Source organism: Mesorhizobium sp. M0174, from assembly GCF_040322275.1.
In the GTDB taxonomy this organism is placed as follows: domain Bacteria; phylum Pseudomonadota; class Alphaproteobacteria; order Rhizobiales; family Rhizobiaceae; genus Mesorhizobium.
In genome coordinates this window covers 1-14,604 of record NZ_JAMYTB010000032.1, presented here as the reverse complement: position 1 = coordinate 14,604, position 14,604 = coordinate 1, and the positions used below count along the sequence as shown (strand labels likewise).

Genomic DNA, 14,604 nt, shown 5'->3' with positions numbered 1-14,604 from the left:
AATTTGTTGGCGCAAATCGGCTGGAGAGGCCGTTGCGTGCGGCCTAGCGCATCTTGGCCGCAATCGCCAGCCCTCTGTGCAATTCCCCTGAAGCCGATGACCGCCGCTTCGCCGTGGTGGACGCCGCATGTCCACGCCGACCGCCGGCCGCGGCTGATTCTGCGCAACGCCATTGCCGCTGGCATGCGCGACTGGTTCGCCCGCCGCGACTTCGTCGAGGTGGAGACATCGGCCCTGCAGGTCTCGCCCGGCAATGAAGCGCACCTGTCGGCCTTTGCCACCGAGGCGATCGGGCCGGACGGGCAGCGCCAGCCGCTCTATCTCCATACTTCGCCAGAATTCGCCTGCAAGAAGCTGCTTGCTGCCGGCGAAGAGCGCATCTTCAGCTTCGGGGCTGTGTGGCGCAACCGCGAGCGCGGCCCCTTGCACCATCCTGAGTTCACCATGCTCGAATGGTACCGCGTCGGCGAGACCTATGAGAGCCTGATGCGCGATTGCGCCGAGCTCGTCGCGCTGGCGGCCGAACGGGCGGGCGCAAAGCGTCTTAGCTTCCGCGGCCGCGAGGCCGACCCGTTTGCCGAGCCGGAACGGTTGAGCGTCGCCGAGGCCTTCATGCGCCATGCCGGCATCGATCTGCTGGCGACGGTAGCAGCCGACGGCAGCACCGACCGCGAGGGCTTGCATGCCGCCTTGGTCCAGGCCGAATTGCGGACCGCGCCCGACGACAATTGGGCCGACCTGTTCAGCCGGGTGATGGTCGAAAAAATCGAACCGGCGCTGGGGCAGGGGTGTGCCACAATCCTCTACGGCTACCCGATCTCGGAGGCGGCATTGGCCCGGCCGAGCGCCGACGATCCACGCACCGCCGAGCGCTTCGAGCTCTATTGCTGCGGCGTCGAGCTCGCCAACGCCTTTGGCGAATTGACCGATCCGGCCGAGCAGCGCCGGCGCTTTGCCGCCGAGATGGACGAGAAGCAGCGCGTCTATGGCGAACGCTACCCGATCGACGAGGATTTCCTCGCCGCGCTCGCCATCATACCGCAGGCGAGCGGCGCCGCGCTCGGCTTCGACCGGCTGGTAATGCTCGCCACCGGCGCGCTCAGGGTCGACGACGTGATCTGGACGCCGGTGGCTGGTCCCTGACGATAGGTTGGGCTGACCGACGCGTCAGATTTGGACCAATTACATGTCAGGCCAGGCCGCCGCTGGCTCCGTCGGCCAGAAGATTAGCGACGACGAACATCGACAGACCCATCATCAGCGTGCCGGCGGCGGTGATTGCCGGGAGAGCTTTTCGCGCGGCCGTTGGCACTGGCCGGGAACTGCACCACGACGACTGGTCATGGGCGAAGCGCTGCAACCGTTCCGTGTGTTGCCGCGATCATGGTGGGCCGGCATAGTGCTGGCGGAGTTCGCGGCGCAGCGGAGCTAGCGGCCAGCGTACTCAGAATGGGCCTGGGCACAATGCCAGACAAGAACGCGCTGGACGCAAAGCATGGCGGCGAATGGACAATGTCCTGGCGCTTGGTCATACTTGCGGCCGCAGCGATTAACGTTGTGATGCTCTTGGCAGCGCTGTTCGTCGCGCAAATTCTTGGTCTGGACGCTACGATCTTCTATCGAGATCCATCTGCAGCCGCCGACGTCGGCTTCTATACGGGGTGGATTTCGTCTCTAGGTGCCTCATTATGGATCGGCACCGGCGCTGCGACCCTGTTTGCTGGTCGGCTCACGCGCCGATGGGATTGCACGTTTCTCGGCGGCCTTACCCTGGTTTTGGGCCTCGATGACCTGTTGTTGATCCATGAGGACGTGCTGCCCGTTGTTGCGATACCAGAGATTGTTCCCATGATTGCCTATGCCGTCGCCGGGTTGTTCTGGTTCTTTCGGCTGCGACGGAAGACATTCGAGGGCACGATCGTATTTGTGGCCGCAGGCTTCCTACTCGCGATGTCAGCAGCCATCGACCAGCTGGGAGAGCTGTTTCCAACCTCGGATTCGGCGGTCGACATCGCCGAAGACGCCGTCAAAGAGCTTGGCATCTTTCTTTGGGCGGCAGGTGCCGTCGGGTACGCGGCGATGGTGACACGATTGGGCCGCCCGTGGGTGGATCCAGCCGATCCCAACTCTACAGGCTGACTGCCGCACATGCTATGAGCCAACGGCGGTGATCACCACCGGCACGATCAGGGGCGACAGCAGCAGCGGCATGACGATGCGGCGGCCGGGAAACTTTTCGTCGGAAAGCGCAATCGCTGCAAACGTGCCGAGTGTCGTTGCGATCAGCGTCGTCCCGAACGCAACGATCAGGCTGTTCCCGATCGCCGATTGCCAGCGTTGGGTGCCGAGCACGACCGCGTACCAGCGCGTCGAAATCCCCTCCAGCGGAAAGATGAAGAAGGCGCCGCTGTTGAACGATAAGGGAACCGGAACGAGGATCAGGAGGAGAAACAGGATCATCATGCGAGGCCCTTGGGCACGGAGGCGATGAGGCAGGCGAGGGGGAAGCCCAGTATCAGCGTGGCCAGCGTCTCCGCCGCGGCGACGAAGAATGTGGGCATGAACACCTGCAGGAAGATCGCCTGCTCCGGCGGCACTCTTTCAATGCCTCCAATTCGTGCGCCAATCGCTTCCGGCGGCCACCCGCGCCAATGCGCTGGCGCTCGCCGGTCTGCTGGCCGAGCCCCTGACGGCCTGGGAGGAGGTGGTGGCGGACGCTGACCTGGCAGACTTGCCGCGCTCCAACGGCTGTCTCTACTTGTATCGTCGCGAGAGCGATTTCGCCAAGGCCGCTGGGGGCAGGGCGCTGCGCGCCGGGTTTGGCGTCCATCAAGAGGTTCTGATGCCGGAAGCGGTGGCCGCGCTGGAGCTCGGCCTGCCCGCGACCGGGGCCAGCGGTCTGTACTTCCCGGACTCGATGAATGTCACCGATTCCCGGCCGGTCATCGGTCCGTCGCCTCCAGGGTGATCCATGCCTTCGGTCATGGTCATCTCGGCCTGACACTCGCGCCGATCACCGCGCGCCTAGTCGCCGAGCTGATCACTGGTCGCGGCGATCCAGCGCGTCTCGCGGCGTTTTCGGCTGATCGCTTCCGCGCCTGATCGATCGAACATTTCGCCGTCGGGTTGCGATCAAGTCGCGCCGACCTGGGCTGGATACCCCCTGATTGTCCGCTTCTCCCATTGCAGAAGCCGCACCGGGACAATAGATGGTGCAGCAACGGCTGCCCTTCTGCCGGCCGGAAATAACAGGATCATGCGCATGACCGATACGCTCGACGCAGCGAAACTGACCGATCGCGTCGCAGCCCTGGTCGAGGCTGCCAAACGGGCCGGCGCCGATGCCGCGGATGCGGTTGCGGTGCGCGGCCGTTCGACCGGCGTGTCGGTGCGGCTCGGCAAGGTCGAAGGCACAGAGGCGTCCGAGAGCGAGGACGTCTCGCTGCGTGTCTTCGTCGGCAAGCGGGTAGCGAGCGTTTCGGCAACGGCGGCATCCAACCCCAATATGCTGGCCGAGCGTGCCGTCGCCATGGCCAAAGTGTCGCCCGAAGATCCCTATCAGGGTCTCGCCGATCCGGCCTTGCTGGTCAAGACGCCGCGCGACCTCGATCTGTTCGACGCCACTCAGGTATCGGCCGACCAGTTGAAGGAAGCAGCCCTTGCCGCCGAGGCGGCGGCGCTTGCCGTCAGGGGCGTCACCAATTCGGCCGGCAGTAGCGCCAGTGCCGGGCTGGGCGGCCTTGTGCTCGCCACTTCGCATGGGTTTGTCGGCCATTATGTCGCGTCGCGCTTTTCGCGCTCGACCAGCGTGATCGCCGGCGAGGGCACCGGCATGGAGCGCGATTACGAATTCTCTTCGCGCCAGCATTTTTCCGATCTCGACGCGCCGGAAGACATCGGCCGCAAGGCCGGCGAGCGCGCCGTACGCCGTATTGGCGCGCGCAAGGCTGCGACCGGGCCGGTCGACGTGGTGTTCGATCCGCGCGTGGCTCGCGGCATTGCCGGCCATCTCGCCGGTGCCATCAATGGCGCCGCCGTGGCGCGCAAGACCAGCTTTCTGCGCGACATGATGGGCAAGAAGGTGGCTTCGGCCGCAATTGCCGTCACCGACGAGCCGCTCCGGCGCCGCGGCCAGGCCTCGCGCCCGTTCGACGGCGAAGGCGTCGAGGGCGAAAAACTGTTCATGGTCGACAAGGGCGTGCTCAACCACTGGTTCCTGTCGGCCTCGGCAGCGCGGGAGCTCGGCCTTGTCACAAATGGGCGCGGCTCGCGCAGCGGCTCGTCCGTCTCGCCGTCATCGACCAATCTCGCAATCGAGCCTGGCGAACGGACGCCGGAAGAGCTGATCAAGTCGCTCAAGACCGGCTTCTACGTCACCGAAGTGTTCGGCCAGGGCGTCGACATGGTGACAGGCGAGTACAGCCGCGGCGCTTCCGGCTTCTGGATCGAAAACGGCGAGCTGGCCTATCCCGTCGCCGAGGTGACCATCGCCTCCAATTTGAAAACCATGTTCCTCAACATGGTTCCGGCGAGCGATCTCGATCGCAATTTCGGCACTGCCGCGCCCACGCTTTTGATCGAAGGAATGACCCTTGCCGGAGCTTGATCCGGCCGTCTCGGCCGGCGCTACTGAAGACCTGCAGCTGCTGCGCGACGCGGCCCGCGAGGCAGGGCTCATCGCCATGCAGTACTTCAACAACAATCCGCAGGTGTGGATGAAGGGCGGCACCTCGCCGGTCAGCGAAGCCGATCACGCCGCCGACAAATATCTGCGCGAAACCTTGCTGGCGGCCCGGCCGGACTATGGCTGGCTGTCGGAGGAAACCGTCGACGACCCGGTAAGGCTTATCGCGCGCCGCACCTTCGTCGTCGATCCGATCGACGGCACGCGCGGCTTCCTCGAGGGCTTGCCCACATGGTGCGTCAGCGTCGCGGTGGTCGAGAACGGCCGCACGCTTGCCGGCGTGCTCGACTGCCCGGCGAAGGGCGAGATCTATTGGGCGCTGCCCGGCGAGGGCGCGTTCCTGAATGGCAAGCGCATCAGCGTGCGTCCGCCGTCGGAAACGGCGGAAATCGCCGGACCGAAGCCGATGATCGACCTGCTGCCGGCGAAATGGCACAAACGGCTGAAGCGGGTGCCCTATATTCCTTCGCTCGCCTACCGGCTGGCGATGATCGCCGGCGGCCAGCTCGATGCCACCTTCGTCAAGGCCAACGCGCATGACTGGGACATCGCCGCGGCCGATCTCATCCTGCGCGAGGCAAGCGGCGCCTTGCTCGATCGGCACGGCCGCGCGCCGCTCTATGCCGGCGAAGTGATCCGTCACGGACCGCTCGCCGCCGGCAGCGGCGAACTCCTCGCCGTGCTCGCCAGCGTCATCGCCGGGCTGGACAATTGAACATTATCAATAGTTCCAAAGTCGGCGGCTTTGGTCTAGACCTGTCCCAAACTCACGATATGTGAAGGATCGACATGGCCGCTGAAGACGGAAAGAAACAGCTTTTGCACCTGGTGTTCGGCGGCGAACTCAAGAAGCTGGGCGGCACCGAATTCCGCGATCTCGACGCGCTCGACATCGTCGGCATTTATCCGGACTACCAATCGGCGCACGCCGTCTGGAAGGCCAAGGCGCAAGCCAGCGTCGACAATGCCCATATGCGCTATTTCGTCGTTCACCTGCACCGCCTGCTCGACCCCGAAAACAAGGCTGTCGGTTGACATCAATGAACCATGAAGCGGTCAAGCGATCAGCCCCGCGGTCGGCGGTCAGACGTCGCAAGCCGAAGACGTTCTGGCGCAAGATCCGCGAACCGCTGGCGCAGTCGCGATTCGTCAAGAATGCGCTTGCCGCGCTGTTTGCGTATTTCGTCCGCCTTGTCCGCTTGACCAACCGCATGGTCGACGGATCGGCCAAGTTTTCCGGCGGCGCCTATGCGCAGCTCGAGCCTGGCATCATCGCGCTCTGGCACGGCCAGCATTTGCTGACCCCGGCCTATTATCCCAAGGGACGGCCGCTGGTTGCCATGGTGTCGCGCAGCGCCGATGCCGAGCTCAACGCGCTGATGGTCGAGAAATTCGGCATCGAGGCGGTGCGCGGCTCTGGCGGGCGCGAAAGCGCAAGGCATCTCGACAAGGGCGGGGCCAAGGCGCTCATCGCCCTCAAAAAGTCGCTCGCCACCGGCAAGAATGTCGCCATGATTGCTGATATTCCCCACGGCACGCCGCGCGATGCGGGGCTGGGTGTCGTCCTCCTGGCGCGGCTGTCCGGCCGGCCGATCCTGCCTGCCGCGATAGCCACCAGCCGCCGCAAGGTGATCGAGGGCAGCTGGGACAAGACGACGATCAACTTGCCCTTCGGCCGCTCCTCGATCGTCGTCGGCACGCCAGTCTTCGTACCGGCCAACGCCGACGCCGCGGAAATGGAACGCAAGCGCCAGGAGGTCACGGCCTCGCTCAATGCCGCGACCGCCGAGGCCTATCGCCTTGTGGACGGTTCGAAATGAGTATGCGCTGGGCGCGCGCCTTCCTGACGGCATACCGTTTCGCCGGGGCGGCCGCCTACCCGCTGGTCGGACCTTACGTCGCCTGGCGCACATCCAGAGGCAAGGAGGACCGCATTCGCCGGCGTGAACGCTACGGCGTCGCCGGACGCGAGCGCCCCGAAGGCCCGGTGATCTGGATCCATGCAGCCAGCGTCGGCGAGACCATCGCCGTCGTGCCGCTGGTCGAGAGCATTCTCGATTACGGCGTCAACATCGTGCTGACCACAGGCACCGTCACCTCGGCGCAGGTCGCCGAAGAACGGCTGGGCGACCGCATCATCCACCAATATGTGCCGCTCGACCTCAAGCCGGCGGTCAGCCGCTTCCTCGACCATTGGCAGCCGGACCTGGCGATCATCGCCGAATCGGAGATCTGGCCGATGACCATCCTGGAACTCGGCGCCCGCCGCGTGCCGCAGGTTCTGGTCAACGGCAGGCTGTCCGACCGCTCTTTCAAATCCTGGAAGAAGCGCGCCAACATTGCCGAAGCATTGTTCGAAAATCTCGCCCATGTCGTTGCCCAATCGGATCTCGATGGCGAGCGCTTCCTTTCGCTCGGCGCCCGGCCGGTCACCGTGTCCGGCAATCTCAAGGTCGACACCGCGCCGCCGCCGGCGGACGAGCGAGCACTGGCGGCGCTGAAACGCCAGATCGGCGGTCGCCCGACCTGGGCGGCGATCTCGACCCATGATGGCGAAGAGGCGGTCGCCGCCGAAGTTCATGCGATGCTGCACAAGCGCCACCACGGGCTTTTGACGATCATCGTGCCGCGCCATCCCGATCGCGCCGGGCAGCTGGCCGCCCAGATTTCCGGCATGGGCCTGAAGCTGGCGCAGCGCAGCAAGGGCGACAGGATCACTGCCGACACCGATATACTGCTCGGCGACACGATCGGCGAGATGGGGCTTTATCTGAGACTGACGGAAATCGCCTTTGTCGGCCGTTCGCTGACTTCCGAGGGCGGCCAGAACCCGCTGGAACCGGCCATGCTGGAGACGGCGGTGCTTGCCGGCCGCAACGTCCAGAATTTTCGCGAGGCCTATCAGCGCCTGCTCGATAGTGGCGGCGCCAAGCTGGTGCGCGACCGCGATATGCTGGCCGGCGCCGTCAATTTCCTTTTGACCAACGAGGCGGCCCGCCATGAGATGATGGCGGCGGGCGCGGCGACCGTCGACGAGATGCGCGGTGCGCTGGCACATACGCTCAGGTCGCTCGAGCCCTATATCCAGCCGCTGGTCGTCAAGTCGCGCCTGAAGGGCGCGAACGGGCGCTGACGTGACCTCGGAAGCGCCGCCCTTCTGGTGGGAAGAGCCCGACTGGCGGGTCACGGCGCTGTCGCCGCTCTCCGCCATCTATGCGCTTGTCGCCGGTCGCCGCATGCGGCATGCACCGCGCGAAAAGGTCGAGGCGCCGGTGCTCTGCGTCGGCAACTTCACCGTCGGCGGCACCGGCAAGACGCCGGTGGCCATCGCATTGGCCGAGCAGGCCCGGCGCATGCAGCTCAATCCGGGTTTCCTGTCACGCGGCCATGGCGGCTCCTTCGCGCAGCCGCATATCGTCGATCCGCACCACGACGCCGCCAAGCATGTCGGCGACGAGCCGCTGCTTCTGGCCGAACACGCGCCGGTCGCGGTGACGCCGAACCGGGCCGCCGGCGCCAGGCTTCTGCTGGAGAAGCTCGGCTGCGATTTCCTGATCATGGATGACGGTTTTCAGAGCGCGCGCATCCACATCGACTATGCGCTCGTCGTCGTCGACGCGCGCCATGGCATCGGCAATGGCCGCGTCATCCCCGGTGGGCCGCTGCGGGCAAACATCGTCGACCAATTGGTCTTCACCAGCGCCTTGCTGAAAATGGGCGAGGGCACCGCGGCCGATACGGTTGTGCGCCAGGCAGCGCGCGCCGGCAGGCCGATCTTCGAGGCGCATACCGTGCCGAGCAGCAAGGTGACGCTGGCCGGCAGGCGGTTCCTGGCGTTCGCCGGCATCGGTCATCCCGACAGGTTTTTCGACACCGTAGGCGAGGCCGGGGGCGAGCTTGCGCTGACCCGACCATTTCCAGACCATCATTTCTACAGTGCGGACGAGCTTGCCGAATTGGCGGCGACAGCACGTAAAGCCGGGCTTGGCCTCATTACCACCGCCAAGGACGCTGCCCGCCTGCGTCACGGCGCAGCACCGCCGGAATTCCTCGACGGGCTCGATGTGCTGAAGATCGACACTGTGTTCGAGCTTGACCACGTGCCGCAGCGCATTATCGACGAGACGCTGGATGCCTGGCGGCAGCGCAGGCTGACGGGCTGATCAGCAGCTTGAGCACCGAGGCGATGTAGGACTGGAATTTGCAGCTTTCCGCCGGTCGAGCGTATTTTGTTCTTGCTTTGTGCCGGCAGCTATGCTACTAATTTGGGTATAGTGATGATTCGCCGGTGACCCGCCCTCGAGCCCGAGGCGGTTTTTTATTTCAAGATAGCCTTTAAGGTTTCGGTGTTGCCGGCCTGACGCCGCGGCAGAGGGCGCAGGGTCGCAACGGGGCGACTCCCCATTTGCGCTGGACTAGCGTCGGCGGCGCAGTTCCGGATGCGCTTCGATCTCGCGGCGCAGCGAGGCGGCGGCATTCACATAGGGTTCCTGCCTGGCGACACTCCAGTATTTGAGCTCGTCGAGCGGGATGCTCTCGCCGGTCACCGCGCAGCGCACGAAGGCGCCGGGGCTGGTCACCTGGAAGTCGCCATCGAGATAGCGGATGCGGGCTTCCTTGCCGCCGGGACCTTCGAAACGGTTCATCATGGGGTGGTGCCGAAATTCATGACGATGTCATCGCCACAAATTGCGGCGAGGTCAAGCTTGGTTGGCCTTGCCTGGTTCTGTTTCTGGTGACACTTGCTCAAACAAGCCGGCAAAGCGAATGCCAATGCATGTCGCGCAAAGTGTGCGGCGGTTTTGCGCGACATGCATAAACACAAGAACCTGAAGCACGTCGCATGATGCCGGTCGAACGCGACGCGTCTTAGGCATCTCCTTCCTCGGCCGTGATAAACTGCTCGATCTTCTCCGCTGGCAGCCCTGCCTGGACGGCGATGCGCCGGGCGAGCTCGGCGGCGGCTGCGCGCGGCCGCCCCAGCGGCCGGTCGAGCCAGTAGGATATCGGGCTGAGAACGCTGCGTTCGTCGACGGCGACGATGCGGCCCGACTTCAATTGGTCCACCGTCAACGGCGGACGTGCCAGCGCAATGCCGAGCCCGTGCGCGGCGGCGTCGAGCACGAGGTTGTAGTCCTCGAAACGGCGGTCGTGCGGCCGCGGCCGATAGTCCATCTCCTGCGCCGCAAACCAGGCGCGCCAGGCCGAAGCGTCGGAATCGTTGATCACCGGAAATTCGAGCAGCCGGGCAGGATCTCCGCGGCCGATCTCCCTGGCCAATTCCGGCGAGGCGACCGGGAACACATATTCTTCGAAAAGCTGCACCGAGATCCGGCCCGGAATGCGGCCGCGCCCGCAGCGGATCGACAGGTCGATGCCTTCGTCGGCAAGATCGCCCTGGCGGATGTCGACGTCGAGCATGATCCGCAGCTTGGACGGGTGATTCTCCAGCGCCGCCATGCGCGGCATCAGCCACAGCCCGCTGACCGAGGGGATCGAGGTCAGCCGCACCACCGCCGTGCCGCGCGGCTCAACCCAGCGATCCGAATTGCTGGCGATCAGGGCGAAGGCTTCGGTGGTGCGCAGATGCAGGCGGTTGCCCTCGATGGTCAGCGAGACGCCGCGCGCGCCGCGATCGAAGACTTTCAGCCCGAGCCAACCCTCGAGCTTGGCGATCTGCCGGCTGACGGCGCCATGGGTGATATTGAGCTTCTCGGCCGCAGCCGAAAAGCTGCCGGTCCGAGCCGCGGCGTCGAAGGCGCGCAGCGTTTCGAGCGGCAGCATCGGGTCTAAGCTGTGATCCATAGTCACAGGTGATCCTCGATTTGTTCGTTTGTCAACCGACCCGCAATAGCGTTTCTCTACTTCATGGCATTGGATCGCGAGGACACTCAGATGAGCGCTTACACCGGCACGTTGAATACGACACAGCGCATGGATGCCACGGCTGCCATCGCGGTGGCGCTGACGGTGGTCGGCTGGGCCTCGGCCTTTCCGGCGATCCGCGCCGGCCTTGCCGCTTTCGGGCCGCTGGAACTTGGCGCGCTGCGCTTTGCCATCGCCGCTGTTCCGGCGGCGATCTTCCTCGCTGTCAAGCGGCCGGCACTGCCCAGGCTCGATGAACTCTGGCGCTTTGTCTTCGGTGGTGCCGTCTTCGTCGCGCTGTACACGGTGATGCTCAATTTCGGCGAACTGACCGTTTCGGCCGGTGCGGCCGGCTTCATCATCAATGTCAGCCCGATCTTCACCGCCATCATGGCCATGGCGCTGCTCGGCGAACGCTTCTCGGGCCTGGCCTGGGCCGGCACATTCCTGTCCTTCGCCGGCATCGGCATCATCGCCATGGGCGAGGGGCAAGGGCTGCATTTCAACAGTGGTGCGCTGCTTGTCCTCGGCTCGGCATTGTGCTCGGCCGTCAACACCATCGTCCAGAAGCCGCTGTTTGGCCGCCACCACCCGCTGACCATCTCGGCCTCGAACATGGTGCTTGGCGCGCTCTGCCTGTCGCCCTTCCTGCCGAGTGGTCTGGCGCAAGCGGCGGTCGCCGACACCGCCGGGCTCGGCGCGGTCATCTTTCTTGGCATCGTGCCCAGCCTCATCGCCTATGCCGCCTGGGCCACCGCCCTGTCGCGCCTGCCCGCCGCCCGCGCCTCGAATTTCCTCTATCTGGTCTCGCCGGTGGCCACGCTGATCGGCTTCTTCTGGCTGGGCGAGGTGCCGACGCTGCTCGGCATCATCGGCGGCGCGCTGGCGCTAGGCGGCGTCATCGTGGTGAATTTGAAGAGATGAATCAGATAATTGAAGGCTTTTCCCGACTCAAGCTAGGAGCCGCTGCTGACGGCCATTGCGATGCAGACATGAGCCAGGCGGATGTCTACATTGATTTGCATTGGCGAAGCGCATCGAGGGGTCGACATGGGAATGCAGTTTATCTCCGCAGTTTTTTTCGTGTTGCTGCTCAGCCAAAAAGCCGCCGCGGGTTGGTACCAGGTCGAAAACTACGAAGGTTTCATTGGGCCTAACCCAGTCCATCTGTCGCTGCAGAGGAATGACAGTTTCGGCAGCGGGATTACGGTCGAGGGGAGCTATTTCTACGACGCGAAGCAAAGCCCGATAGCAGTGTACGGCAAGATCAACGGCACCAGCGTATCCCTTTGCGAGATTGCGGACGACAAGGAATTCGACCGGGTGCTGGTCATGGGATCGAAAACGCCCGTCGACACCACTGGATGCCCATTTTCTCTGGACATTGGTGAAAGCGGCGCAACAGGAGCCTGGAACAAGGGTGCGGACAAACATCCCGTTACGCTCAAGAAAGTTGCGAGCCTGGACGATACCGGCGACGGGAAGATTGACGGAACCGTTGAGATCCCGTTCTGGGCGCAGACCGCCACCGATAGATTTGCGGGAATCTACGCGAAAACCGATGCCGGCATTTGCATGGAAAAGTTGCTAGTCATCAGCAAGCGCAGCAAGAAAGTCGTTCAAGAGATCGCTTTCGATGACGAAGATTGCGACGCGGGAATGCTGATGACGCCAATCTATATGAACGTTCAAAAACAGACTGAAAAAACCGTCGAGATTATATCTGTAAACTTTCGCGGCGGTGGCGCCGGTTACACGATGGACTATGTTTTCTCTCGCAAAACCAAGAAGTATCAGAAATTGGTGAACTGAGCAGGTGCTCGCTTGACGTTGCGCAGGGTAAGGCTTACCGCCTGCCGAACAGCCTCTCGATATCCGACAGCTTGAGCTCGATGTAGGTGGGGCGGCCGTGGTTGCAGGTACCGGAGCCGGGCGTCGCCTCCATCTGCCGCAACAGCGCGTTCATCTCTTCCGGTTTGAGTAGACGGCCGGAACGCACCGAGCCGTGGCAGGCCATGGTCGCGGCTATTTTGTCCAGCCGCTCCTTCAGCGTGTCGACCGTATCGTTATCGGCGATCTCGTCGGCGAGGTCGCGCACCAGCTGCTGGACGTTGGTTTCGCCGAGCATCGACGGCGTCTCGCGCACCGCGACGGCACCGGGGCCGAAGCGCTCGATGCCGAGGCCGAAGCGGGCCAGCGTCTCGGAGTGCATGGCGAGCCGTTCGGCGTCTTCCTCCGAGAGATCGACGATCTCGGGCAGCAGCAGCATCTGTGACGGCACCGCGCGTGAGTGCAGCGCATTTTTCAAGGCCTCGTAGACCAGCCGCTCATGCGCCGCATGCTGGTCGACGATGACGAGCGAATCCCTGGTCTGGGCGACGATATAGTTCTCATGCACTTGTGCGCGCGCCGCGCCCAATGCCGTGCCGAGCAGCGTCTCTGCCGCCTGGTCCTGTCCGGCGCGCGCGTCGGCACTGTGCGGCGGCCCGGCCTCGAAGGCCGCCTGATCGTTTTCGCCAAAGCCGCCGCCCATATCGAGCGGCCGCTGCGGCGAACCGGCCGGATCGAACCCGGCAAAGCCTGAGGCCCGATAGACGGCCTCGTAACTGCGGTGACCGTTGGCCGGCCCGCCATGCGCATAGGATGCCGCGCCTGGCCGGAACGCCGCCATCATGCCGGCGGCCCCCGTGGTGGCGGCGCGGATGCCGGCATGGGCCAGTGCTTCACGGATGGCGCCGACGATCAGCCCGCGCACCAGCCCCGGGTCGCGGAAGCGCACGTCTGCCTTGGCCGGGTGGACGTTGACGTCGACGATCGCCGGATCGAGCGTCAGAAACAGCACAGTGACGGCATGGCGGTCGCGCGGCAGCACGTCGGCGAAGGCGCCGCGAATGGCGCCGGCGATCAATTTGTCACGCACCGGGCGGCCGTTGACATAGGCGTATTGCTGTAGCGCGTTGGCGCGGGTGAAGGAGGGGACCGAGACATGGCCGGCGAGATGCACGCCGTCCCGCATCGCGTCGATGGCGATCGCATTGTCCGGAAAGTCGGCGCCCATCACCTGTGCCACCCGGCGCAGCCGGCCTTCCGGGCTGTCGTCGGTCGCCGGCAGTTCCAGCGTCGAGCGGTCCGGGCCGGCCAGAGTGAAGCGCACGGCGGGGAAGGCGATGGCGATGCGCTTGACCACGTCGCCGATGGCCGAGCTTTCGGCGCGCTCGCCCTTCATGAATTTGAGCCGCGCCGGCGTGGCGAAGAACAGGTCGCGCACCTCGACCGTGGTGCCGCGATTGGCCGCGGCCGGCCTGACGGCGGAGACGCGACCGCCGTCGATGCCGATCTCGGCGGCGTTTTCACTGGACGCGGTGCGCGAGCGGATCGACAGCCGCGCCACCGAGCCGATCGAGGGCAAGGCCTCGCCGCGAAAGCCGAGGGAGCGGATGTCGTGAATGTCGTCGGCGAGCTTGGAGGTGCAATGGCGCGCGATCGCCAGCGCCAGTTCCTTTTCCGGAATGCCCGAGCCGTCATCGCTGACGCGGATCAGGTTCAGCCCGCCGCCGGCGGTGACGATCTCGACTCTGGTAGCGCCGGCATCGAGCGCGTTCTCGACCAGTTCCTTGACCACGCTTGCCGGACGCTCGATGACTTCGCCGGCGGCGATCTGGTTGATCATCGTTTCGGAAAGCTGGCGGATGGGCATGGCAGCACTATAGGCGGATTCGTGGCCGATGCGGGAGGGGGAGAACGTTGATTGTTGCAAGGCAGGGAGACTGCTCCGTTGCGCTCCGTCCCACCCCCCTCTGGCCTGCCGGCCATCTCCCCCGCAAGGGGGGAGATCGGATGTCGCCTCGGCCTCCGCCAGTCTCCAATGTCTCAAAGGTTGGCGGGACGCATGAACCGCCAATCTCCCCCCTTGCGGGGGAGATGGCCGGCAGGCCAGAGGGGGTGCTGTCCCGCCACGATGTAGAGATAGGAATATTGTTGAAGTGAATGGGCTTGGCCCCCAATTGACTTAGTGGATTTAGTCGGGCGAAGGCCAAAATCTGAAGCGAATGGCC

At 64.7% G+C, this 14,604-nt stretch carries 17 protein-coding genes; 11 read left to right on the top strand and 6 right to left on the bottom strand.

Annotated features, from left to right (window positions below; all coding sequences use genetic code 11):
- The first annotated feature begins 96 nt into the window (after nucleotides 1-96).
- Complete coding sequence (gene epmA, locus NKJ13_RS29605; protein WP_352703300.1) at nucleotides 97-1,143, top strand: EF-P lysine aminoacylase EpmA; 1,047 nt, start codon at nucleotides 97-99, stop codon at nucleotides 1,141-1,143.
- Between the two features lie 46 nt (nucleotides 1,144-1,189).
- Here the strand turns inward: epmA and NKJ13_RS29600 are convergent, their stop codons facing one another.
- On the bottom strand, nucleotides 1,190-1,360 hold the full coding sequence (locus NKJ13_RS29600; RefSeq protein WP_352703298.1) for a hypothetical protein: 171 nt from the start codon (nucleotides 1,358-1,360) through the stop codon (nucleotides 1,190-1,192).
- 104 nt (nucleotides 1,361-1,464) lie between these two features.
- Here NKJ13_RS29600 and NKJ13_RS29595 point away from each other — a divergent pair, with 104 nt between their 5' ends.
- Entirely contained in the window at nucleotides 1,465-2,139 is a 675-nt protein-coding gene (locus tag NKJ13_RS29595; protein ID WP_352703296.1) for a DUF8692 domain-containing protein, read from the top strand.
- Between the two features lie 12 nt (nucleotides 2,140-2,151).
- Here NKJ13_RS29595 and NKJ13_RS29590 read toward each other — a convergent pair whose 3' ends face one another.
- Both NKJ13_RS29590 and NKJ13_RS29585 read right to left on the bottom strand, forming a co-directional pair.
- Nucleotides 2,152-2,463 carry an ABC transporter permease gene (locus tag NKJ13_RS29590; RefSeq protein WP_352703293.1) on the bottom strand — a complete coding sequence of 104 codons (312 nt, stop codon included), beginning with the start codon at nucleotides 2,461-2,463 and terminating at the stop codon, nucleotides 2,152-2,154.
- Nucleotides 2,460-2,597: a hypothetical protein gene (locus tag NKJ13_RS29585; protein WP_352703291.1), complete on the bottom strand. Its 138-nt coding sequence runs from the start codon at nucleotides 2,595-2,597 to the stop codon at nucleotides 2,460-2,462. Before NKJ13_RS29585 ends, NKJ13_RS29590 begins: the two co-directional genes overlap by 4 nt.
- Nucleotides 2,598-2,748: 151 nt before the next feature.
- Between NKJ13_RS29585 and NKJ13_RS29580 the strand changes: the two genes are divergently transcribed.
- The 7 genes from NKJ13_RS29580 (at nucleotide 2,749) to lpxK (ending at nucleotide 8,847) form a co-directional block, all read left to right on the top strand.
- Complete coding sequence (locus NKJ13_RS29580; RefSeq protein ID WP_352739225.1) at nucleotides 2,749-3,102, top strand: FAD-dependent oxidoreductase; 354 nt, start codon at nucleotides 2,749-2,751, stop codon at nucleotides 3,100-3,102.
- Nucleotides 3,103-3,262: 160 nt separating this feature from the next.
- Complete coding sequence (locus tag NKJ13_RS29575) at nucleotides 3,263-4,606, top strand: TldD/PmbA family protein (RefSeq protein WP_352779209.1); 1,344 nt, start codon at nucleotides 3,263-3,265, stop codon at nucleotides 4,604-4,606.
- Nucleotides 4,593-5,399 carry a 3'(2'),5'-bisphosphate nucleotidase CysQ gene (locus NKJ13_RS29570; RefSeq protein WP_352739190.1) on the top strand — a complete coding sequence of 269 codons (807 nt, stop codon included), beginning with the start codon at nucleotides 4,593-4,595 and terminating at the stop codon, nucleotides 5,397-5,399. Before NKJ13_RS29575 ends, NKJ13_RS29570 begins: the two co-directional genes overlap by 14 nt.
- 74 nt (nucleotides 5,400-5,473) lie before the next feature.
- Nucleotides 5,474-5,719: a DUF4170 domain-containing protein gene (locus tag NKJ13_RS29565; RefSeq protein WP_023674378.1), complete on the top strand. Its 246-nt coding sequence runs from the start codon at nucleotides 5,474-5,476 to the stop codon at nucleotides 5,717-5,719.
- A 5-nt stretch (nucleotides 5,720-5,724) separates the two neighbouring features.
- Nucleotides 5,725-6,504: a lysophospholipid acyltransferase family protein gene (locus NKJ13_RS29560; protein ID WP_023717166.1), complete on the top strand. Its 780-nt coding sequence runs from the start codon at nucleotides 5,725-5,727 to the stop codon at nucleotides 6,502-6,504.
- Nucleotides 6,501-7,817 carry a lipid IV(A) 3-deoxy-D-manno-octulosonic acid transferase gene (gene waaA, locus NKJ13_RS29555; RefSeq protein WP_254817457.1) on the top strand — a complete coding sequence of 439 codons (1,317 nt, stop codon included), beginning with the start codon at nucleotides 6,501-6,503 and terminating at the stop codon, nucleotides 7,815-7,817. The genes NKJ13_RS29560 and waaA overlap by 4 nt, the downstream gene beginning before the upstream one ends.
- A gap of 1 nt (nucleotide 7,818) precedes the next feature.
- Entirely contained in the window at nucleotides 7,819-8,847 is a 1,029-nt protein-coding gene (gene lpxK, locus NKJ13_RS29550; RefSeq protein WP_352739192.1) for a tetraacyldisaccharide 4'-kinase, read from the top strand.
- A gap of 252 nt (nucleotides 8,848-9,099) precedes the next feature.
- Here lpxK and NKJ13_RS29545 read toward each other — a convergent pair whose 3' ends face one another.
- Together NKJ13_RS29545 and NKJ13_RS29540 are read right to left on the bottom strand one after the other, a co-directional pair.
- On the bottom strand, nucleotides 9,100-9,333 hold the full coding sequence (locus NKJ13_RS29545; RefSeq protein WP_031211156.1) for a DUF2093 domain-containing protein: 234 nt from the start codon (nucleotides 9,331-9,333) through the stop codon (nucleotides 9,100-9,102).
- Nucleotides 9,334-9,553: 220 nt separating this feature from the next.
- Nucleotides 9,554-10,489 (bottom strand): LysR family transcriptional regulator, encoded by a 936-nt coding sequence (locus tag NKJ13_RS29540; protein WP_352739194.1) that lies wholly within the window; start codon nucleotides 10,487-10,489, stop codon nucleotides 9,554-9,556.
- Between the two features lie 90 nt (nucleotides 10,490-10,579).
- Between NKJ13_RS29540 and NKJ13_RS29535 the strand changes: the two genes are divergently transcribed.
- Together NKJ13_RS29535 and NKJ13_RS29530 are read left to right on the top strand one after the other, a co-directional pair.
- A complete protein-coding gene (locus NKJ13_RS29535; RefSeq protein ID WP_254817460.1) occupies nucleotides 10,580-11,473 on the top strand; it encodes a DMT family transporter in 894 nt (297 codons plus the stop codon).
- A gap of 81 nt (nucleotides 11,474-11,554) precedes the next feature.
- Nucleotides 11,555-12,361, top strand: coding sequence for a hypothetical protein (locus NKJ13_RS29530; protein ID WP_352739195.1), 807 nt, complete (start codon nucleotides 11,555-11,557; stop codon nucleotides 12,359-12,361).
- 34 nt (nucleotides 12,362-12,395) lie between these two features.
- Here the strand turns inward: NKJ13_RS29530 and mutL are convergent, their stop codons facing one another.
- Nucleotides 12,396-14,246, bottom strand: a complete 1,851-nt coding sequence (mutL, locus tag NKJ13_RS29525) for a DNA mismatch repair endonuclease MutL (protein WP_352739227.1) — start codon at nucleotides 14,244-14,246, stop codon at nucleotides 12,396-12,398.
- Between the last annotated feature and the right edge of the window lie 358 nt (nucleotides 14,247-14,604).